The 19425-nt window shown below is 62.3% G+C and carries 23 protein-coding genes; 13 read left to right on the top strand and 10 right to left on the bottom strand.

Translation table 11 applies throughout. The features are described 5' to 3' along the window. Nucleotides 1-61 precede the first annotated feature (61 nt). From BMZ57_RS21715 to BMZ57_RS21695, 5 genes are all read right to left on the bottom strand, one after another. A complete protein-coding gene (locus tag BMZ57_RS21715; protein WP_010206855.1) occupies nt 62-760 on the bottom strand; it encodes an OmpW/AlkL family protein in 699 nt (232 codons plus the stop codon). Nucleotides 761-854: 94 nt separating this feature from the next. After that, on the bottom strand, nt 855-1367 hold the full coding sequence (locus BMZ57_RS21710) for a DUF3299 domain-containing protein (RefSeq protein ID WP_010206854.1): 513 nt from the start codon (nt 1365-1367) through the stop codon (nt 855-857). Between the two features lie 11 nt (nt 1368-1378). Then, nucleotides 1379-2644 (bottom strand): ABC transporter permease, encoded by a 1266-nt coding sequence (locus BMZ57_RS21705; RefSeq protein ID WP_010206853.1) that lies wholly within the window; start codon nt 2642-2644, stop codon nt 1379-1381. A 1-nt stretch (nt 2645) separates the two neighbouring features. Then, nucleotides 2646-3356: an ABC transporter ATP-binding protein gene (locus tag BMZ57_RS21700; protein WP_021492985.1), complete on the bottom strand. Its 711-nt coding sequence runs from the start codon at nt 3354-3356 to the stop codon at nt 2646-2648. Nucleotides 3357-3494: 138 nt separating this feature from the next. After that, on the bottom strand, nt 3495-4097 hold the full coding sequence (locus BMZ57_RS21695; RefSeq protein ID WP_021492984.1) for a DUF2796 domain-containing protein: 603 nt from the start codon (nt 4095-4097) through the stop codon (nt 3495-3497). A gap of 130 nt (nt 4098-4227) precedes the next feature. Here BMZ57_RS21695 and BMZ57_RS21690 point away from each other — a divergent pair, with 130 nt between their 5' ends. After that, nucleotides 4228-4575, top strand: a complete 348-nt coding sequence (locus tag BMZ57_RS21690; RefSeq protein ID WP_010206848.1) for a hypothetical protein — start codon at nt 4228-4230, stop codon at nt 4573-4575. Here the strand turns inward: BMZ57_RS21690 and trxA are convergent. The 3 genes from trxA to BMZ57_RS21675 form a co-directional block, all read right to left on the bottom strand. Next, nucleotides 4572-5444, bottom strand: a complete 873-nt coding sequence (gene trxA, locus BMZ57_RS21685) for a thioredoxin (protein WP_010206846.1) — start codon at nt 5442-5444, stop codon at nt 4572-4574. The genes BMZ57_RS21690 and trxA overlap by 4 nt on opposite strands. Before the next feature lie 151 nt (nt 5445-5595). After that, nucleotides 5596-6252, bottom strand: coding sequence for a class I SAM-dependent methyltransferase (locus tag BMZ57_RS21680; RefSeq protein WP_069673120.1), 657 nt, complete (start codon nt 6250-6252; stop codon nt 5596-5598). Next, on the bottom strand, nt 6249-6704 hold the full coding sequence (locus tag BMZ57_RS21675; RefSeq protein WP_010206844.1) for a YbaY family lipoprotein: 456 nt from the start codon (nt 6702-6704) through the stop codon (nt 6249-6251). Before BMZ57_RS21675 ends, BMZ57_RS21680 begins: the two co-directional genes overlap by 4 nt. Nucleotides 6705-6844: 140 nt before the next feature. Between BMZ57_RS21675 and nrdR the strand changes: the two genes are divergently transcribed. From nrdR to BMZ57_RS21615, 12 genes are all read left to right on the top strand, one after another. Beyond that, entirely contained in the window at nt 6845-7309 is a 465-nt protein-coding gene (gene nrdR / locus BMZ57_RS21670) for a transcriptional regulator NrdR (RefSeq protein WP_010206843.1), read from the top strand. Then, on the top strand, nt 7306-8442 hold the full coding sequence (gene ribD, locus BMZ57_RS21665) for a bifunctional diaminohydroxyphosphoribosylaminopyrimidine deaminase/5-amino-6-(5-phosphoribosylamino)uracil reductase RibD (RefSeq protein ID WP_010206842.1): 1137 nt from the start codon (nt 7306-7308) through the stop codon (nt 8440-8442). The genes nrdR and ribD overlap by 4 nt, the downstream gene beginning before the upstream one ends. 48 nt (nt 8443-8490) lie before the next feature. Then, the gene (locus BMZ57_RS21660; RefSeq protein ID WP_010206841.1) at nt 8491-9153 is read left to right on the top strand and encodes a riboflavin synthase; all 663 of its coding nucleotides are present in this window, start codon (nt 8491-8493) and stop codon (nt 9151-9153) included. A 15-nt stretch (nt 9154-9168) separates the two neighbouring features. Beyond that, the gene (gene ribBA / locus BMZ57_RS21655; RefSeq protein WP_010206838.1) at nt 9169-10260 is read left to right on the top strand and encodes a bifunctional 3,4-dihydroxy-2-butanone-4-phosphate synthase/GTP cyclohydrolase II; all 1092 of its coding nucleotides are present in this window, start codon (nt 9169-9171) and stop codon (nt 10258-10260) included. 90 nt (nt 10261-10350) lie between these two features. Beyond that, nucleotides 10351-10827, top strand: coding sequence for a 6,7-dimethyl-8-ribityllumazine synthase (gene ribH, locus BMZ57_RS21650; RefSeq protein WP_003194576.1), 477 nt, complete (start codon nt 10351-10353; stop codon nt 10825-10827). Beyond that, entirely contained in the window at nt 10824-11324 is a 501-nt protein-coding gene (gene nusB / locus BMZ57_RS21645; RefSeq protein ID WP_010206836.1) for a transcription antitermination factor NusB, read from the top strand. Before ribH ends, nusB begins: the two co-directional genes overlap by 4 nt. An 18-nt stretch (nt 11325-11342) precedes the next feature. After that, nucleotides 11343-12308 carry a thiamine-phosphate kinase gene (thiL, locus tag BMZ57_RS21640; protein WP_010206834.1) on the top strand — a complete coding sequence of 322 codons (966 nt, stop codon included), beginning with the start codon at nt 11343-11345 and terminating at the stop codon, nt 12306-12308. Nucleotides 12309-12374: 66 nt separating this feature from the next. Next, nucleotides 12375-13094, top strand: a complete 720-nt coding sequence (locus tag BMZ57_RS21635; RefSeq protein WP_069673121.1) for a substrate-binding periplasmic protein — start codon at nt 12375-12377, stop codon at nt 13092-13094. Between the two features lie 150 nt (nt 13095-13244). Beyond that, entirely contained in the window at nt 13245-13862 is a 618-nt protein-coding gene (gene ribA, locus BMZ57_RS21630) for a GTP cyclohydrolase II (protein WP_010206831.1), read from the top strand. Then, nucleotides 13859-14278, top strand: coding sequence for a nuclear FMR1 interacting 1 family protein (locus BMZ57_RS21625; protein WP_010206829.1), 420 nt, complete (start codon nt 13859-13861; stop codon nt 14276-14278). The genes ribA and BMZ57_RS21625 overlap by 4 nt, the downstream gene beginning before the upstream one ends. Next, on the top strand, nt 14275-15063 hold the full coding sequence (locus tag BMZ57_RS21620; RefSeq protein WP_021492980.1) for a cobalamin-binding protein: 789 nt from the start codon (nt 14275-14277) through the stop codon (nt 15061-15063). The genes BMZ57_RS21625 and BMZ57_RS21620 overlap by 4 nt, the downstream gene beginning before the upstream one ends. Nucleotides 15064-15106: 43 nt before the next feature. After that, complete coding sequence (locus BMZ57_RS21615; protein WP_042570821.1) at nt 15107-15313, top strand: TroA family protein; 207 nt, start codon at nt 15107-15109, stop codon at nt 15311-15313. 93 nt (nt 15314-15406) lie between these two features. Here the strand turns inward: BMZ57_RS21615 and BMZ57_RS21610 are convergent, their stop codons facing one another. Both BMZ57_RS21610 and dxs read right to left on the bottom strand, forming a co-directional pair. Then, nucleotides 15407-17302, bottom strand: coding sequence for a TonB-dependent receptor domain-containing protein (locus BMZ57_RS21610; protein WP_069673122.1), 1896 nt, complete (start codon nt 17300-17302; stop codon nt 15407-15409). A 157-nt stretch (nt 17303-17459) separates the two neighbouring features. Further along, nucleotides 17460-19358: a 1-deoxy-D-xylulose-5-phosphate synthase gene (gene dxs, locus BMZ57_RS21605; protein ID WP_010206825.1), complete on the bottom strand. Its 1899-nt coding sequence runs from the start codon at nt 19356-19358 to the stop codon at nt 17460-17462. Between the last annotated feature and the right edge of the window lie 67 nt (nt 19359-19425).

Here is a 19425-nt window from a genome sequence, read left to right as displayed (position 1 = left end):
CACGCAAAACCAAATGTGGGAGCGGCGGTGCGCCGCTCCCACATTGGTTATGCAGTGTTGCTTAGAACTTGTAGCCGATACCCACCATGTAAACCATCGGATCCACGTCCACATTGACCTTGGCGCGGGTGCCTTGGCCTAGGGCATTGTTGTCCACGGTCGCCTTGGTGCTGATGTCGATATAGCGCGCCTGGGCGTTGATCATCCACTTGTCGTTGATCATGTAGTCCGCGCCAATCTGCGCGGCCCAGCCCCAGGAGTTTTCAGCCTTGAAGTTGCTGAAGCCGGCGCCTTGAGCACGGCTGCCGACGTGTTCGTCGTAGATCCAGGTGTAGTTGATACCGGCGCCCACGTACGGCTGGAAGGCCGACTTGTTGTCCAGTGGGTAGTACACGATGCTCAGGGTCGGCGGCAGGTGTTTCAGGGTACCGAGCTTGCCGTTGGCGGCGCCAAGGGCGGTGTTCTTGATCTTCACATCATGCTCGAACGGCGTCGCGGCCAGCAGTTCGATACCGACGTGGTTGGTCAGCATGTAGGCGAAGTTCAGACCCAGTTGGGTATCGCTGCTCATGGTCGCCTTGCCGCCCAGGTTGGCGCCCGCCAATGGACCCTGGTCAACTTTGACGTGACCGCTGTCCGCCTTCGGGTTCACGGTGATTGCACCGGCACGCACCAGAATGTCACCCGCTTCATGAGCGTGTACGACGGGGGCGACGAGGGCGAGCGCGAAGAGGGACGCGCCGAGCAGAGACTTGTTCATGGGAGCTCCAAAGGACGTTTAAAAGTTGTACGTCCAATGGTAAAGATCGTTCCGCCCGGTCTTTTGACTCAGCTCAATGAAAGGGCGATCAGCGCTATTCCGGCAGTTCGTACATGTAAATCTTCTCGGCTTCCATCTGGTAACCGGCATCGGCCAGCTCGCTGGTGGATGGCTTGACCTGCATCGCGCCTTCGATCCAGTACGGCTGGTACAGCTCATCGAGTTTCACGCCGATTTCGCTTTTGACATGCACGATCTGGTTCGAGGGCGGCGGCGGGACATGGATGCACGCGCCGAAATACGGCACCAGCAAGAACTCGGTGGTGCGCCCGTTTTCGCTGACCTCCAGTGGCACGATGTAGCCGGGCAAGCGAATGTGCTGGCCATTGAGCCCTGGCACCACCGGCGCGTTGGGCATTTCCTGCTTGGCAGCCGGTGCCGACTCCAGGGCATCCGCCATGCCGGAGAGATTGTGCAGCGGTTGCATGTTCGGCACTTCCGGCTCGGCATCCGGTGGGATCAGTTCCGACCAGGTCAGCTCTTTGGGCTCGGCGGCCCAGGCGGGCAGCGCGATCAGCAGAAACAATGCAAACAGGACGCGACGCATCAAGGCCTTCCTCATAAACGTATGGACAGGCCATCGGCCAGGGATTGCCGATAGGCACGCCACGCGGGCACGCTGCCCATCAACAGTGCGGCGGCCAGGATACCGGCGAGCAGCGTCCATTCATATTCGCTCGGCCAGGACATCGGCAGGTCCAGGCCGTAATTGGCCTGCAGATACCCGCGTGAGGCGGCGATGCACACGTAAAGCAAACCAACGCCGGCTACCACGCCGGACAGCGCCAGGGCGAAGGCTTCGAAGATTAGCAACGTCGCGATATGCCAAGGGCGCGCACCTACAGAGCGCAAAATCGCCATTTCGCGGCGGCGTTCGTTGAGGCTGGTGAGGATCGCTGTGAGCATGCCGATCAAGCCGGTAAGCACCACGAACAGCGAGATCACGAACAGCGCTTTTTCGGCGGTGCCCATCATGCTCCATAACTCTTGCAGCGCCACGCCGGGCAGGATCGCCAGCATCGGCTCGCCACGGAACTCGTTGATTTCCCGTTGCAGGGCGAAGGTGGAAATCTTGTTGTTCAGGCCCAGCATGAACGCGGTGATGGCCTGCGGCGTGAGGTCCATGTTGCGCGCCTGGTCGGCACTGATGCGGCCTTTGCCCTGGGCCGGCACGCCGTTGTGCCAGTCGATGTGGATCGCCTCCATGCCGCCGAGGCTGATGTGCAACGTGCGATCCACCGGTGTGCCGGTGCGCTTGAGGATGCCGACTACGGTGAAGGGCTTGTCATCGTGCTTCACCAGGCTGACCACGGCTACGCCGTGGGCCAGCACCAGTTTGTCGCCGAGTTTGTAATGCAACGCGTCGGCGACTTCTGCACCGAGCACCACTTCAAACGGGTCGGTGGCGAAGGCGCGTCCGCTGGCCAGTTCGAGGTTTTGCTTGCGGCCGTATTGGTAATGTTCGAAGTAGGATTCATTGGTGCCCATCACACGGTAGCCGCGATGGGAGTCGCCGAGGGAAATCGGGATCGCCCATTTCACCTGAGGGCTGGCGGCGAAATGCTCGAAGCTGTCCCAGCGGATGTTGTTGGTGGCATTGCCAATGCGGAACACCGAGTACAGCAGCAGGTTCACCGAACCTGAGCGCGCACCGACGATCAGGTCGGTGCCGCTGATGGTGCTGGCGAAACTGTTGCGCGCCTCAACGCGCACGCGCTCCACCGCCAGCAACAGGCACACCGACAGGGCGATGGCGAATGCGGTGAGGATCGCGGTAAAGCGGCGGTTAGCCAGGCTGGCCATGGCTAGACGGAACAGATACATCTCAAACCTCTGCGGGCGTGGCGGCGCGATTGAGTTCGGCCAGCGACAGGTTGCGGTCGAACAACGAAGCCAGGCTCTGGTCATGGCTGACAAACAACAGGCTGGCGCCGGCCTCACGGCATTCGGCAAACAACAGCTGTAGGAAGGCTTCGCGGGCGTCGTGGTCCAGGGCCGAGGTGGGTTCGTCGGCGATCACCAGTTCCGGTTGGCCGATCAACGCACGGGCGGCGGCCACCCGCTGCTGCTGGCCGATGGAAAGTGAGTCGGCGCGGCGCTCCAGCAGGGATTTGTCTTTCAATCCCAGGTGCGCGAGTAAAGCGGCGGCGGCCTGGTCGACACTGCCGTGGCGCTGTTTCGCCCGTTGCGCACGCAGTGTGGAAAAGTGGCAGGGCAACTCGACGTTCTCGCGTACCGACAAGAACGGCAGCAGGTTGAACTGCTGGAAAATGTAGCCGGTGTGGTCGACGCGAAAACGATCGCGCGCGCCAGCCGAAAGCTCGGTCAGTTCCTGGCCGAGCAGGCGGATACTGCCCCGGCTGGGTTTCTGCACCCCGCCAAGCAGGCCCAGCAATGTGGTTTTGCCACTGCCGCTCGGGCCCTTGAGAAACAGGGTTTCTCCTGCTTCCAGGCGGAACGCAGGGATGTCCAGCAACTGTGGGTGATTGGGCCAGTTGAAGCCCAGGTCAGACAGTTCGATCAATGCGTGGGTCATGGGGGATCAGTATTGCCTGGTGGTGGAAAATGACGCCGATCCATTGTGGGAGCTGGCTTGCCTGCGATACGGGCGACTCGGTTTTTGCAGACAGACCGAGGCGATCCCTTCGCAGGCAAGCCAGCTCCCACAGCCAAATCAGAACTTCAGGGTGGCTGCTGTGGCCGTTGCGTCAACCCCTTGCTGGCCGCTCGGGCCGATCAGTTGTACCTGAATTTTCTGGGTGGCGGGGAAGGTCTTGAACACCTGGGTCAGGTCGAGGTTGCTCAAGGCCGTCGGCGTGGCGCAGGTGAATTGGTAGTGGGCGTGGATTTCGCTGTGGTCGTGATGGTGTTCGTGGGCGGCCGCGCCTTTGCCGTCGGTGGCGTGGTCATCATCGTCATCATGGTCGGCCTCGGGCTTGTCGCCGAACAGCGGGCTGTTGAGTGCCTGGCTGCTGACCACACAACCGGCGGCCTTAGGCAGGTTGAACAGGGCGACAGGGTTTTCCAGCTGTTTGCGCACGGCGGCGACCTTGGCTTTGTCTGCCGGGGTGGTGGCCAGGTGTTCGAAACCCACCAGATTCATTGCCGGGCTATCCAGCTCCAGCTCCAGGGCCTGGCCGTCGAGCACCGCGTTGAGACGGCCCACGCCGTGTTCATGGGCACCAAGGCTAGCGTGTTCATGGTCGTGATCATCATGAGCGTGGGCAACCGCCAATGGCAGCAGGGCAAACGGCAAAGCAAGCAACAGACGGCGCATGAGAAGGCTCCAGAACATGAAAGTTTTGTTATGTGATCTTATAACAATGTGCCCAGAGTTTGACCGCCCGCTTGGCGTTGCGCAAGCCGCATGGGAGCATGCCTGTCAGAAAACTGCAGGAGTAAGGACGATGTTGCGAATTCGTGGAACCGTCGGCGACCTGCCGGTGGACTTGACCCTGGAGCTGGACGACGGCGACTGGGCGCGGCTGGGCGCACAGTTGCAGGCGACGCCCGTGGCCAGCGCGACGGCTGCGCCGGTGGCTCCGGTCAAACACAATGATGATCTATGGCAGAGTGCCCAGGACCTGTTGCGCGAGGCAGGGCAACTCAGTGGCCTGGAGCTGCTTGACCAGTTGGAAGGCTTGGCCGGCGACGCTTCGGCGGGCAAGCGTCTGTTGGTGCGCCTGCGCCATAGCGCCCAGGTGAAGGTTGCCAGCGGCGGGGATACGCCGCTGTACAGCTGGGTCGGCGATTAGTACAGCGCGGCAAACAACTTGCGGCGGTACACGGTCACCAGTGGGTGATCGTTGCCCAGCAGTTCGAACACCTGCAGCAAGGCCTTGTGCGGCAGGCCTTCGCTGTAGCTGCGGTTGCGGATGAACAGCTTGAGCAAACCTTCCAGCGCCGCGTCGTACTGCTGACGCGCCAGTTGCTGGATCGCCAGTTGATAGGCGGCTTCGTCGTCCTGCGGGTTTTGCGCCAGGCGGCTTTTCAGGTCGGCGGCGTCCGGCAGGTCGGCAGCCTGACGCAGGAAGGTGATCTGTGCCTTCGCACCGGCGAGGGCGGCTTTGTGGTCGTCGCTTTTAACCGCGTCCAGCACGGTCTGGGCTTCGCCCAATTCACCGCGTTCGGCCAGGCAGCGTGCGTACAGGATCAGCGCCGCAGCGTTGGTATTGTCCTCGCCCAACAGCGCCACCAGCACCGCTTCGGCATCGCTGATGCGACCTTCGGCAAACAACGCCTGGGCCTGCTCCAACGGATTCGCCGCCGCCGGTGGTGGCATCTGTACATGGGGCTCCAACAGCGCCCGCACCGCCGACTCCGGCTGCGCCCCGGCAAACCCGTCCACCGGCTGGCCATCCTTGAACAGCACCACCGTCGGCAGGCTTTGAATGCCAAAACGCGCGACGATGTCCTGCTCGGCCTCGCAATCGACCTTGGCCAACAGCAACTCGCCCTGATAACTCTCGGCAATCTTCGCGAGCATCGGCATCAACGCCTTGCAGGGCGCGCACCACTCGGCCCAGAAATCCACCAGCACGGGTTTCTCGAAGGAGTTCTGGATTACCGCCTGGTCGAACGTGGCAGTGGTGACATCGAAGATGTACGGCGTGGGTTCACTCATCGGGCGTCTCGAATAAAGCGGGAATGGGGCAACTATAAGGGCTGGCGCGGTTGGCTGAAAGTGCGGTGGAGTTGGCACCGCTTTCGCGAGCAAGTCCGCTCCCACAAGGGGAACGGGCCCAAGTGTGGGAGCGGGCTTGCTCGCGAAGGTCTCATGCGCGCCGCGAATGGTACAGGCTTACCTTGCGAAATTCCCAAGGCTCCGCCAAGTCCGGCAACGTCAATGCATCAAGGATCTCCAGCCGCTGATAATCCGAGTGCTGAAAATCCCTCACCCGCGAATCCGCCACCAACGCTTCACGGCCACGGGTCAAGAATTGATCCAGCAACGGCAGGTTCGCCCGGTCGTAGAGCACATCGGCGACCAGGATCAGGTCGAAACGGTCGGCTTCGGCGAAGAAGTCCGCCGAATAACCCAGTGCTACGCCGTTGAGTTCGGCATTCGCTCGACAGGACGCCAACGCCAGTGGGTCGAGGTCGCAGGCCACCACTTCCCGTGCGCCGGCCTTGGCCGCCGCAATCCCTGCAACACCTGAACCCGCGCCAAAATCCAGCACGCGCTTGCCCGCAACCCACTCAGGGTTCGCCGCCAGGTACCGCGCCAGCGCCAGGCCGCTGGCCCAGCAAAAACTCCAGTAGGGCGGTTCATGCAGGATGCGCCGGGTTTCCTCGGGGCTGAAGGCACGGTCCATGTTGTCCGCATCCAGCAGCCATAACGACAACGCGGTGCCCGGCAGCGGGCAGGGCACCAGTTGCGCGTCGCCGATCAGTCCGCTCAGCGCGGCTTGCAGGTCCAGCGGTGGCGTCATGGTGCCTTGACGAGTTGCAGGGGGCCGGTGGACTGGTTGATCGCCTGGGTCACACGCACGGCGGGCAGGTGCAGGATCAACTGGCCGGATTGGCTGGCGCGGCCACGCAGTTCAACCCGCGCGCCGGCCGGGAAGGCTTCGGGGTTGAAGCGCAGGCGAAAGGCCAGGGGCTTGCCGTTGCCGCTCAATACGCTGCTGGCCAGCAATTGTTGCGGGCGCGAACGGTCGTCGATCACCAGCAGCGCCATCTCGACTTCGGCACCCGCCGGAATGTTGGTCAGGCTGCCGCTGATTTCCCGTTGATAGGCGGGCAGGGGACCCAGGTCCTCAATGCCAGGTACTTTTTTCTCTTGCGCGGGAGTGGGTTGAGGTGCGGCCGGCTTGGGGGCTTCGCTGCTGCAGGCGACCAGGAAACTGAACAGGGTGAGCAAAACAAGTGGTCGTAACTGCATGTACGGCTCCAGAAAGGACAAAATCCGTGGCTAAAAAAATATGAAACATAATAGTCAGCCTATATACCGTAAAGGCTATGGCTTGTCTTGCCACGGGGATGCGCTACCATGGCCCTCCCTTTATTTGTTGCCTGCCCACCATGCACTGTCCCTTCTGCGGTGCCAACGACACCAAGGTCATTGACTCGCGTCTGGTCGCCGAGGGCGATCAAGTGCGTCGCCGGCGCGAATGCCTGGCCTGCGGTGAACGTTTCACCACCTTTGAAACCGCCGAACTGGTATTGCCACGTCTGATCAAATCCGACGGTAGCCGCCAGCCTTTCGACGAAGAAAAACTGCGCGCCGGTATGCAGCGCGCCCTGGAAAAACGCCCGGTGAGTGTCGAGCGGCTGGAGGCGGCGCTGGTGCATATCAAGCACAAGTTGCGTGCGACCGGTGAGCGCGAGGTCAAGAGCCTGGTGGTTGGAGAACTGGTGATGGGCGAGCTGCAAAAGCTCGACGAAGTTGCCTATATCCGTTTCGCCTCGGTGTATCGACGCTTCCAGGACCTCAACGAGTTCCGCGAAGAGATCGACCGCCTGGCCCGTGAGCCTGCCAAAGAATGAACCCACTGCCTGCCGAACAAGCTGTGCTCGACGCCCATTACATGGCCCGTGCCCTGGAACTGGCGCGCAAGGGCCTGTACACCACCCATCCCAACCCGCGTGTGGGGTGCGTGATTGTACGTGACGGGCAGATTGTCGGCGAAGGCTGGCATGAGCGAACCGGCGAACCCCATGCCGAGCCCAATGCCCTGCGCGCCGCTGGTGCCAGGGCCCGTGGCGCCACGGTGTATGTGACCCTCGAACCGTGCAGCCACCACGGGCATACGCCGCCCTGCGCTGATGCGTTGGTCACTGCGGGTGTCGCTCGCGTTGTGGCTGGCATGCAGGACCCGAACCCCGAAGTGGCGGGGCGCGGCATGCAGCGCTTGGCTCAGGCCGGTATTGAGGTCCGTAGCGGGGTGCTGGAAGCTGAAGCGCGCGCGCTGAATCCAGGTTTCCTCAAGCGCATGGAACACGGCCTGCCCTTCGTGCGGGTCAAGCTGGCGATGAGCCTGGACGGCCGCACCGCGATGGCCAACGGCGAAAGCCAATGGATCACCGGCCCCGCCGCTCGCGCCGCCGTGCAGCGCCTGCGCGCCGAGGCCAGCGTGGTGCTGACCGGCGCCGATACGGTGCTGGCCGACGGGGCACGCCTGACCGTGCGCGCCGCCGAACTCGGCCTGGACGAAGCCACCACCGCCCTGGCCATGTCACGTCCGCCGTTGCGGGTGTTGATCGACGGCCGCCTGCGCGTGCCGCTCAATGCGCCGTTCTTCAAGGCCGGGCCGGCGCTGGTCATCACCTGCGTAACCCCGGAAAACCAGTTTCCCCGTGGCCCCGAGTGCCTGGTGGTACCGGGCGTCGATGGTCAGGTCGACCTGCGCTCGGCGCTGGTCGCGCTGGCAGCCCGTGGCGTCAATGAAGTGTTGGTGGAGGCCGGCCCAAGCCTGGCCGGTGCGTTTGCCCAGCAAGGCCTGGTGGATGAATACGTGATTTTCATCGCCGGCAAGTTCCTCGGCTCCGCCGCCCGGCCTTTGTTGGACTGGCCGCTTGAGAAACTGGCCAACGCCCCCCAACTCAAGATCACTGAAATGCGCGCTGTAGGCGACGACTGGCGAGTCACTGCCATCCCTGTGCCAGCAGCGAGCGTATAATTCCCGGCCTGCGCTTGCGCGTCAGCCCCTCGTTTTCAGGAGAACGAAATGTTCACCGGCATTATCGAATCCATCGGCAGCATCCGTGCAATGACCCCAAAAGGCGGCGACGTACGCCTGCTGGTTGAAACCGGCAAGCTCGACCTGGGTGACGTCAAGCTGGGCGACAGTATTGCCGTCAGCGGCGTCTGCCTGACCGTCATCGAACTGCCGGGCAATGGTTTTGCCGCTGATGTCAGCCGGGAAACCCTGGATTGCACCGCGATGAACGACCTCAAGGCCGGCAGCCCGGTCAACCTGGAAAAAGCCCTGACCCCCACCACCCGTCTCGGTGGTCACCTGGTCAGCGGCCACGTCGACGGCGTCGGCGAAGTGGTTGCCCGCAGCGAAAACGCGCGTGCCGTGGAGTTTCGCATCCGCGCGCCGAAAGAATTGGCCAAGTACATCGCCCACAAAGGCTCGATCACCGTCGATGGCACCAGCCTGACCGTGAACGCCGTGAATGGCGCCGAGTTTGAACTGACCATCATTCCCCACACCCTCAGCGAAACCATCATGGCGTCTTACCAGCCGGGTCGCCGGGTGAACCTGGAAGTGGACTTGCTTGCCCGTTACCTGGAGCGCCTGTTGCTGGGCGATAAGGCCGCAGAGCCCGCCACCGGTAACATCACCGAAAGTTTTCTGGCCGCTAACGGCTACCTGAAATCCTGACCAAGGGGGTGCCGCGTGGCGCTCAATAGCATCGAAGAACTGGTTGAAGACATCCGCCAAGGCAAGATGGTCATCCTGATGGATGACGAAGACCGCGAGAACGAAGGCGACATCATCATGGCCGCCGAGGCCTGCCTGCCTGAGCACATCAACTTCATGGCCAAGCACGCCCGCGGGTTGATCTGCATGCCCATGAGCCGTGAGCGTTGTGAATTGCTCAAGCTGCCGTTGATGGCACCTCGCAATGGCTCGGGTTTTGGCACCAAGTTCACCGTATCGATTGAGGCCACCACCGGCGTCACCACCGGTATCTCTGCTGCTGACCGTGCACGCACCGTGCAGGCCGCCGCCGCGAAAGACGCCAAGGCCGAAGACATCGTCAGCCCCGGCCACATCTTCCCGCTGATGGCCCAGCCCGGCGGAACCCTGGCCCGCGCCGGCCACACCGAAGCCGCCTGCGACCTGGCGCGCATGGCCGGTTTCGAGCCGAGCGGGGTGATCTGCGAAGTGATGAACGACGACGGCACCATGGCCCGTCGCACCGAACTCGAGGCGTTTGCCGCCGAGCACAACCTCAAGATCGGCACCATCGCCGACCTGATTCACTACCGCATGATCCACGAACGTACCGTTCAGCGGATTGCCGAGCAGCCACTGGACAGCGAATTGGGCCAATTCAATCTGGTGACCTACCGTGATTCAGTGGAAGGTGACGTGCACATGGCCCTGACCCTGGGCACCATTTGCGCCGAAGAGCCGACCTTGGTGCGCGTGCACAACATGGACCCATTGCGCGACCTGTTGATGGTCAAGCAGCCCGGCCGCTGGAGCCTGCGCGCCGCCATGACTGCGGTTTCCGAGGCCGGCAGTGGTGTGGTGCTGTTGCTCGGTCACCCGTTGGATGGCGATGTCTTGCTGGCGCATATCCGCGAAACGGCTGATCACGCGCCAGTGAAAAAACCGACCACCTACAGCATCGTCGGTGCCGGTTCGCAGATCCTGCGTGACCTGGGCGTGCGCAAAATGCGCCTGATGAGTGCGCCAATGAAATTTAATGCGATATCCGGTTTCGACCTGGAAGTAGTAGAATACGTGCCCTCCGAATAAAGGCTGGCGATTTTCGCCCCTTGTTCGTGGTTCAAATATCACTAAGGGACGCGTCATACACGCGTCCCGGCTCTTTAAGAGATTTGTCGAATGACCCTGAAGACCATCGAAGGTACCTTCATCGCCCCCAAAGGCCGCTACGCCCTGGTGGTTGGCCGCTTCAACAGCTTCGTGGTTGAAAGCCTGGTAAGCGGTGCCGTGGACGCCTTGGTTCGCCACGGTGTGAGCGAGAGCGATATCACCCTCATCCGCGCCCCTGGCGCCTTCGAAATTCCACTGGTTGCGCAAAAAGTTGCTCAGCAGGGTGAATACGCGGCGATCATCGCCCTGGGCGCGGTCATTCGTGGCGGTACTCCGCATTTCGAATACGTGGCAGGTGAATGCACCAAGGGCCTGGCCCAGGTGTCCATGGAGTTCGGCGTACCCGTCGCTTTCGGCGTGCTGACCGTGGATTCCATCGAGCAAGCCATCGAGCGTTCCGGCACCAAGGCCGGCAACAAAGGCGCTGAAGCTGCCCTGTCCGCCCTGGAAATGGTCAGCCTGCTGTCGCAGTTGGAGGCCAAGTGATTTCCGACGAGAGCGACAACTTCAACCCGCGCGAGCCACGTCCAGCCGATGCTGGCAAGCCATCCAAGAACGAGAAGCGTCGCGCTGCTCGTCAGTTGGCGACCCAGGCGCTGTATCAGCGTCACCTGGCGGGCGCTTCGTTGAACGAGATCGAAGCACAGTTTCGCGTCGACAACGATTTTACCTTCGCCGACCTGCCGTACTTCCACGACATTCTGCACGGTGTACATGCCCACCTGACCGAGATCGATACAGCCCTGGCACCTTGCCTGGACCTGACCATCGAAGAGCTGGACCCGGTTGAGCTGTGCGTGATGCGGCTGTCTGCCTGGGAACTGCTGTATCGCGTCGACGTGCCGTACCGCGTGGTAATCAACGAAGGTATCGAGTTGGCGAAAGTCTACGGTTCGACCGACGGCCACAAGTTCGTCAACGGCGTGCTCGACAAGCTGGCTCCGCGCTTGCGTGAAGCCGAAGTGAAGGCGTACAAGCGCTAAACCGCGCTTGGGACCTGAATGGGCGAGTTTGAGCTGATCCGCAACTACTTCGCCGCCGCGCCTTGTGCGCAGGGCGGCGAGGGCATTGCCTTGGGGATCGGTGACGACTGCGCCTTGCTGGCGCTCCCTGCCGGGGAGCAGCTGGCAGTCTCCACCGATACATTGGTGGCCGGGGTGCATTTTGCCGACCCCTGCGACCCGTTCCTGCTGGGCCAGCGCTCGTTGGCCGTGGCAGTCAGCGACCTGGCCGCCATGGGCGCCCATCCCCTCGCGTTTACCCTTGCCCTGACCACGCCGACCGTCAATGCCGATTGGCTGCAACGCTATGCCGAGGGTTTGAACCTCATGGCGCAGCGCTGCGGCGTGGGCCTGGTGGGCGGCGATACCACCCGTGGCCCCTTGAGCCTGACCCTGACCGTGTTTGGTCGCGTACCCGCCGGGCAAGCCTTGACCCGCAGCGGTGCGCGGCCGGGTGACCTGCTGTGTGTCGGCGGTGAATTGGGCAATGCCGCCGGCGCGTTGTCGTTGGTATTGGGCCAGCGCAATGCTGACGCGGCCGTTGCCGATCCGCTACTGGCCCACTACTGGTCGCCGCAGCCGCAGTTGGCCCTGGGGCTGGCACTGCGCGGCAAGGCCACGGCTGCCATGGATATTTCCGACGGTCTCTTGGCCGATTGCGGGCATATCGCCACGGCCTCGGCTGTCAGCCTGTTGATCGAACGCCAGCGCTTGCCCTTGTCCCAGGCGTTGTTGGCGTTTGTCGGCGAGGATGCGGCGCGCGTCGCGGCCCTGAGCGGGGGCGACGACTACGTGCTGGTGTTCACCTTGCCATCCGACGAGTTGGCATCGTTGCTGGCCGACGGCTGGCCGGTCCATGTGATCGGCCGGGTCGAGGCGGGGCAGGGCGTGACGCTGCTCGACGGCAACGGGCACGACATCACGCCAGCCATCCATGGTTATCAACACTTTCAGCAGACCCCCTGAGTCGGTGCACTGCGCTACCCTTTATCGCGTAATCACGGATGCAAGGCCCTGTAGGAGGTCGCCACCATGGATGTGCGCCGTTGGCTGCTGATAGTGCTATGTGCCTTTACGGCGGTCGCCCAGGCGCAGGACGCGCCCGGCAAGGTCGTGTTGGCCAGTGAGGAGTGGAACGACTACACCAACAAAAATGGCAGCGGCCTGGCCTGGGACGTACTGCGCCAGGTGTTCGAACCCGCCGGAATAACGCTGCAGACGCGTTCAGTGCCCTACACCCGCTCGGTCGGCCTGGCCCAGCGCGGCGAAGTGGATGGCTGGGTCGGTTCCTATTGTGAGGAAGCCACCGGGGTGCTGTACCCCCATTGGAATTTCGATTCCGACCACATCTACGCCCTCGGCCTGGCCGGCACGCCGGCGCCGACGCTGGCTACGCTGGGTAATTACCGCCTGGCCTGGGTGCGTGGCTACAAGTACGAGGAGTACTTGCCCACTGTGCAGCGCTTCAACCAAATCGAGCGCCGCGACGGCATTTTGCCGATGCTGGAACACGCGCGAGCCGACTTCTACATCGATGCGCTGACCGAGGCCCAGTACGTGCTCAATCAGGCGGATGACCCGTCCAGATTCAGACTGACCCACATCGTCGAAATCCCGCTTTATATCGGGTTTGCCGATAATGAACGAGGTCGCGCCTTGATGGCTGTATTCGACCAACGCATGGCTGTTCTGGTGAAAAGCGGCGCGTTGAAGGCGATTTTTGAACGCTGGAAACAGCCATATCCGTTCTAAGTAGGCGCGAGCAAGCGCACGTCTACATAGAATCAATAAGAAGGCCAATCGAACCGATTGATCTTTATCAGCGATAATTCAGCTTAAGCGTCCGTAGGAAGCTGCTGTTACAATGGCCGCCATCGTAAAAACTGAAATCAGGAGCACACGGTGCCCGTCGTTTTCGTCGCCGCTTCCAAGCTGCCTACCCCTTTTGCCACGTTCACCATTAACGGCTTCCTCGAAGACGCCACCGGGCGCGAGCACGTTGTGCTGAGCCTGGGCGATATCGCTGATGGCGCGCCGGTGCTGGGTCGTGTGCATTCCGAATGCCTGACCGGCGACGCGTTGTTCAGCCAGCGTTGCGACTGCGGTTCGCAATTGGAAGCCGCCATGCGGGCCATCGCCCGTGAAGGTCGCGGCGTGTTGCTGTACCTGCGTCAGGAAGGTCGTGGCATTGGCCTGATGAACAAGATCCGCGCCTACGAGCTGCAAGATGGCGGCGCCGATACCGTCGAGGCTAACGAGCGCCTGGGCTTTGCCGCCGACCAGCGTGACTACGCGATCTGCCTGCCGATGCTGGAGCATCTGGGCGTGAAATCCCTGCGCCTGATGACCAACAACCCGCGCAAGGTCAAAGCGTTGACCGAGATGGGCATCACCGTGGCCGAGCGTGTGCCGCTGCACACCGGGCACAACCCGCACAACAAGCTCTACCTGGCCACCAAGGCCAGCAAGCTCGACCACATGATGGGCAACGAGCATCAGGGCGAGGTCGACCGCGCGTGACCCGTGGCCAGGTGAAACGGCGACTGTCCTTCAACTGGTGGCAGTACCTGGCCCTGGCGTTGTTCCCCCTGTTCGTGATCAACCTGGTGTTTGGTCAGGCCGAGTCCTTGCTGCCAGTGTTGGCCATGCCGTTCTTCATTGCCGGCGTGGCCTCGATGTTTCTTAGCCTGCGTTACTTCAACGGCTATAAACACGCGTTGATCGCCACCTCCAAAGCCCTCGATACCCCCGAAGAGCCGGCTGCCTGGATCACCCTGGCGGCCCGTCGGCGCACGGCGTTGCTAGTGGCGGCTGTGCCGGCCTGGATCGGCGCGCTGGCCGTGTTCGTTGGCTTGGAAGCCGTGCCGCTGTTCCTGCTGGCGCTGTCGACGCTGGTGCTGTTTTACCTTTACCGCATCCCCCGTCAATTAGGATGAGGCGTCACTGGCTGGCGGTCCTGCTGCTGGCGTTCTGTGCTCAGGCTTTGGCGGCCGAGCGGGTGGTCAGCCTGGCGCCGTCCCTGTCTGAAATCGTCGTCGAACTGGGCGCCGCCGACTTGCTGGTGGGTGTGCTCGACGGCGGCGATCGTCCGGTTGCCCTGGCGCAAGTGCCGTCGGTGGGGCATTACGGCCAATTGGACATGGAGCGCCTGCTAAGCCTCAAGCCCGACCTGATCCTGCTGTGGCCCGGCAGCGTCGGCCCGGCCCAGCGTGAGCAATTGCAGCGCCTGAACATCCCGATTTATGTCGCCGAACCCCATAGCCTTGAACAGCTCACCACCCAAGTCCAGGCTATCGCCGAGCAATTGGGGCGACCTGAGTCCGGTCGTCAATTGGCCGCGCACTTGCGCCAACGCTTGGCCGACCTGCGTCAGCGCTATCAGCGTGTCGAACCATTGCGCGTGTTTTACCAGGTATGGAACCAGCCGCTGTATACCGTGGGCGGTGGGCAAATCATCAGCGATGCGTTGAGTGTGTGCGGGGCGCGCAATGTGTTCGACGACCTCAAGCTGCCGGCGCCGCAGGTGAGCATCGAGTCGGTGTTGCAGCGTGACCCCGAATTGATTTTGGTCGGGGATCAAGCGCAGAGGGAGGCCTGGAGGGTCTGGCCAGCGATGGCGGAACGGGTGCGGTTGGTGCCAGACAAAGGCCTGGAGCGGCCCAGCGGGCAGATGCTGGAGGCGGTGGCGCGGCTGTGTCAGGTGATTGCACCTAACAAGTGATACCGCTTTCGCGAGCAAGCCCGCTCCCACATTTGGAATGCGTTTGTCCTGTGGGAGCATCGAGTCGGTGTTGCAGCGTGACCCCGAATTGATTCTGGTCGGGGATCAAGCGCAGAGGGAGGCCTGGAGGGTCTGGCCAGCGATGGCGGAACGGGTGCGGTTGGTGCCAGACAAAGGCCTGGAGCGGCCCAGCGGGCAGATGCTGGAGGCGGTGGCGCGGCTGTGTCAGGTGATTGCACCTAACAAGTGATACCGCTTTCGCGAGCAAGCCCGCTCCCACATTTGGAATGCGTTTGCCCTGTGGGAGCGGGCTTGCTCGCGAAGAGGCCTGTACAGGCGACGATCAAATTTCCGGTGTCCAAGTCACCCCAACCATCCACACCCGGCCTTCCTCTCGGTAATCCTGATTATTGGCGTATGTCGGGTCGTTATAGCTATAGCGCGCCCGTGCATAAGTCTTATCCAGCAAGTTGTCGACCTTCAACGACAACGCCACTTCCCGATTCAGCGCCCAACTGCTGCGCAATCCAAGCAAGGCATAGCCACCCAGGCGGTGGGTGTTGTCTTCATCGTCATAACTGCTGCTGATGGCCTGCCAACTGGCGCCCACCCCCAGTTTGTCGAACTGCCGATCCAGATCCAGATTCACCGTACGCCGCGCCCGGCGGGCCAAGGTGTGTCCGCTGTCGCGGTCGCGTGGGTCGATGATCGACAGCCCCAGGTTGCCTTGCCAGCCGAACAGCTCCTGCTTGAGCGCGGCTTCAAAGCCGTTGATGCGCGCTGACGCCACGTTCTGCGGCTTGCCGGAGCGGTCGAGGATGATCGCATCGCTCAAGTCGGTGCGGTACAGCGAGGCTTCCAGGCGTGTGCTGTCGCTCAACTGGCTGCGCCATTGCAGTTCGTAGCTCTTTGAGGTTTCGGGCTGCAGGTTGGGGTTGCTGTACTTCGTATCCGGGTAATACAGGTCGTTGAAGGTCGGCGCACGGAAGCCTTCGCTGTAGCTCAGCAACACATCGTTGTCCGGGTTGACCGGCAAGGTCAGGGTGCCGCTCCAGCTATTCTGTCCACCGAACTGCTGGTTCTGGTCACGTCGCAGGCCCAGTTCCGTGGAAAACCAATCACCCTTGAACCGATGCTGCACAAAGGCCGCGCGGTTCCAGCGACTGTTTTCGGTAAAGAGGGTGGAGCCGTGGAAGCGGTCTTCATACCAGTCGCCGCCGAGAATCAGGCTGTTCCGGTCGTTCAGCGTCAGGTCGTTCTGCCAGTTGACCGAGTCGCGGTAGGTGTTGAACACGCTGAAATCGTCACTGAGGGTGTCGCGCTTGGTATCGCGGTTCTCGCTGTGGCCTAACTCCAGGCGTGATTGCCAGCGCTCGTTGAGCTTGGCATCGACATAGCCGCTGGCACTGCTGACGGTGTAGTTGGTGTAGGGCTTTTGCCCCAGCGTTCGCCCGGTAGTGGCGTCGTAGCGGCCGAAACTGTTGTCGTACTCTGACTTGCCGCGGTTATCCAACAGGTTGAAACCGGCCTCCAGCTCATCGCTGAAGGAATGGCTGAGGTTCAGGCTGAGGGACTGATTGCGGTAGGCGTCATGGTCGCCATCGCTGGGGAATGATGTATGCGTCGAGTTGATACCCGCGGTGTCATCCAGGCTCGCGCCGAGGTTGAAACGGGTGTGTTCATCGCCGCCGGACAGGCCAAGGCTGCGCTCCCAGGTCTGGTTGCTGCCAAAGCCCAACTTCAGGCGTGGTTGCAGGCCTTGCTCGGTATTCCGGCGGGTAAACACCTGGATCACCCCGCCAATCGCATCGCTGCCGTAGATCACCGAGCGTGAGCCGCGCAGCACTTCCACTCGTTCAATCTGGTCGACGTTCAGGTATTGCAAGCCGCTGTCGCCGGAGGTGGTATTGGCGATACGTTGGCCGTCCACCAATACCAGGCTTTGCGCGGATTTGGTGCCGCGAATGAAGATCCCCGGCAAACTGCCGCGTCCACCGGTAGGCGCGACCTGCACGCCAGGCACGCGACTGAGCAGGTCGGTGACGCTGGTGGGTTGCAGGCGGTCGATGTCGTCACGGGTGAACACCGTGTTGGCGGCGCTGCTGTCGTTGCGTGCCTGCACCTGGCGGTTCGCGCTGATGACCACGTTGGGAAGTTTCAGGGCGTCGTCGCGGGTGTCGGCGAGCAGGTCCGGAGAGGTTAGCAGCAGCAACGGCAGGGCGAAGCAGAGGCGATTCATGGGCGGTCCACGGCTGTTAAAATTGACACAAAACCAATGTGGGAGCGGGCTTGCTCGCGAAAGAGGTGAAGCAGCCACATAAGTAGTGACTGATACACCGCTTTCGCGAGCAAGCCCGCTCCCACATTTTAGTCCCCGTTTCAGCCGGGAGATTGGGTTACAGGCCCAGCAGCGCCATGCGCTCGCGCACCGATGCCTCAATGCCGGCTTCATCCAACCCGCATTCCGCCAGCATCTGCGCCGGCTTGGCGTGTTCGACGTACACATCCGGCAAGCCCAGGTGCAGCACCGACTTGAGGATGTTCTCCCGCGCCAGGAACTCGCTGACTGCCGCACCGGCGCCGCCCATGATGGCGTTTTCTTCGACGGTCACCAGCAATTCGTGGCTGCCGGCAATCTCACGTACCAAGGCTTCATCCAGGGGTTTGACGAAGCGCATGTCGACCACGGTGGCGTCGATCTTCTCGGCGACTTTCAAGGCTTCGGCCAGTTGCACGCCAAACACCAGGAACGCGGTCTTGCTGCCTTGGCGACGCACGATGCCCTTGCCGATCTCGATAGGCTCAAGATCCTTCTCGATCACCGCATTCGGGCCATTACCGCGCGGGTAACGCACGGCCGCCGGGCCGTTGTACAGGTGGCCGGTGCTGAGCATCTTGCGCAGTTCGTTCTCGTCGCTTGGCGTCATTACCAGCATGCCGGGGATGCAGCGAAGGTAGGACAGGTCGAAGCTGCCGGCGTGAGTCGGGCCGTCTTCGCCCACTAAGCCTGCGCGGTCGATGGCAAACAGCACGTCGAGGTTCTGCACCGCCACATCGTGAACAAGCTGGTCATAACCGCGTTGCAGGAAAGTGGAATAGATCGCTACCACCGGCTTGGCACCTTCACAGGCCATGCCGGCGGCGAACGTCACCGCGTGCTGCTCGGCAATCGCCACGTCGAAATAACGCAGTGGGAAGCGCTCGCTGAACGCGACCAGGTCGGAGCCTTCCTTCATCGCCGGGGTAATGCCCACCAAGCGCGGATCGGCGGCGGCCATGTCACACAGCCATTCGCCGAACACACCGGAATACTTCGGCCCGCTGGCCTTTTTCGGCGCAGCGGCAGGCGCGTCCACCGGCTCCAGCTTGGTGATGGCGTGGTAGCCGATCGGGTCGACTTCCGCCGGGGCGAAGCCTTTGCCTTTCTTGGTGACGATGTGCAGGAACTGCGGCCCCTTGAGGTCACGCATGTTACGCAGCGTGGCGATCAGGGTCGGCAGGTCGTGGCCGTCGATCGGGCCGATGTAGTTCCAGCCCAGCTCTTCGAACAGGGTGCCGGGCACCAGCATGCCCTTGGCGTATTCTTCGGTACGACGGGCAATTTCCCACGCGCCAGGCAGACGCGAGAGGACCTTCTTGCTGCCTTCGCGCATGCTGGCATACGTGCGGCTGGAGAGGATCTTGGCCAGGTAGTTGGACAGGCCGCCGACATTGCGTGAGATCGACATGTCGTTGTCGTTGAGGATCACCAGCATGTTGGCGTCCACTTCCGGCGCATGGTTGAGCGCTTCGAAGGCCATGCCGGCGGTCAGCGCGCCATCACCAATCACCGCAATCGCCTTGCGATCACTGCCTTGCAGGCGGGCGGCAATCGCCATGCCCAGCGCGGCGCTGATCGAGGTACTGGAGTGGCCGACGCCAAAGGTGTCGTACTCGCTCTCGGCGCGGCGCGGGAAGGCGGCAATGCCGTCCTTCTGGCGCAGGCTGCCCATGCGCTCGCGGCGACCCGTGAGGATCTTGTGCGGATACGCCTGATGGCCCACGTCCCACACCAGCCGGTCATCCGGGGTGTCGAACACGTAATGCAGGGCGATGGTCAGCTCGATGACGCCCAGGCCGGCGCCAAAATGCCCACCGGTCTGGCCGACCGTGTAGAGCAATTCCAGGCGCAACTCATCGGCCAGGGTTTCCAGCTCGGCTTCACCCAATCGACGCAGGCCGGCCGGCGTGACAGCACGGTCAAGCAGGGGCGTGGACGGGCGCTTGCGGGGAATCTCTTGAAACGTCGTGGGCATCAGGCGAATCGTTATAGGTATAGAAGAGGCGGCAGTTTACCTCAAGCATCGCGAACTGCCCACGCAG

This window comes from Pseudomonas simiae, assembly GCF_900111895.1.
GTDB lineage: Bacteria > Pseudomonadota > Gammaproteobacteria > Pseudomonadales > Pseudomonadaceae > Aquipseudomonas > Aquipseudomonas simiae.
This window is presented reverse-complemented; position numbering and strand designations above follow the sequence as displayed.

Coding starts and splice junctions, on each gene's coding strand:
- BMZ57_RS21715 (WP_010206855.1), bottom strand. CDS start 760: ATGAACAAGTCTCTGCTCGGCGCGTCCCTCTTCGCGCTCGCCCTCGTC.
- ribD (WP_010206842.1), top strand. CDS start 7,306: ATGAACCCACTGCCTGCCGAACAAGCTGTGCTCGACGCCCATTACATG.
- BMZ57_RS21635 (WP_069673121.1), top strand. CDS start 12,375: ATGGATGTGCGCCGTTGGCTGCTGATAGTGCTATGTGCCTTTACGGCG.
- BMZ57_RS21675 (WP_010206844.1), bottom strand. CDS start 6,704: ATGCAGTTACGACCACTTGTTTTGCTCACCCTGTTCAGTTTCCTGGTC.
- BMZ57_RS21620 (WP_021492980.1), top strand. CDS start 14,275: ATGAGGCGTCACTGGCTGGCGGTCCTGCTGCTGGCGTTCTGTGCTCAG.
- BMZ57_RS21660 (WP_010206841.1), top strand. CDS start 8,491: ATGTTCACCGGCATTATCGAATCCATCGGCAGCATCCGTGCAATGACC.
- trxA (WP_010206846.1), bottom strand. CDS start 5,444: ATGAGTGAACCCACGCCGTACATCTTCGATGTCACCACTGCCACGTTC.
- ribH (WP_003194576.1), top strand. CDS start 10,351: ATGACCCTGAAGACCATCGAAGGTACCTTCATCGCCCCCAAAGGCCGC.
- BMZ57_RS21680 (WP_069673120.1), bottom strand. CDS start 6,252: ATGACGCCACCGCTGGACCTGCAAGCCGCGCTGAGCGGACTGATCGGC.
- BMZ57_RS21710 (WP_010206854.1), bottom strand. CDS start 1,367: ATGCGTCGCGTCCTGTTTGCATTGTTTCTGCTGATCGCGCTGCCCGCC.
- BMZ57_RS21695 (WP_021492984.1), bottom strand. CDS start 4,097: ATGCGCCGTCTGTTGCTTGCTTTGCCGTTTGCCCTGCTGCCATTGGCG.
- BMZ57_RS21610 (WP_069673122.1), bottom strand. CDS start 17,302: ATGAATCGCCTCTGCTTCGCCCTGCCGTTGCTGCTGCTAACCTCTCCG.
- dxs (WP_010206825.1), bottom strand. CDS start 19,358: ATGCCCACGACGTTTCAAGAGATTCCCCGCAAGCGCCCGTCCACGCCC.
- nrdR (WP_010206843.1), top strand. CDS start 6,845: ATGCACTGTCCCTTCTGCGGTGCCAACGACACCAAGGTCATTGACTCG.
- BMZ57_RS21705 (WP_010206853.1), bottom strand. CDS start 2,644: ATGTATCTGTTCCGTCTAGCCATGGCCAGCCTGGCTAACCGCCGCTTT.
- BMZ57_RS21700 (WP_021492985.1), bottom strand. CDS start 3,356: ATGACCCACGCATTGATCGAACTGTCTGACCTGGGCTTCAACTGGCCC.
- BMZ57_RS21690 (WP_010206848.1), top strand. CDS start 4,228: ATGTTGCGAATTCGTGGAACCGTCGGCGACCTGCCGGTGGACTTGACC.
- thiL (WP_010206834.1), top strand. CDS start 11,343: ATGGGCGAGTTTGAGCTGATCCGCAACTACTTCGCCGCCGCGCCTTGT.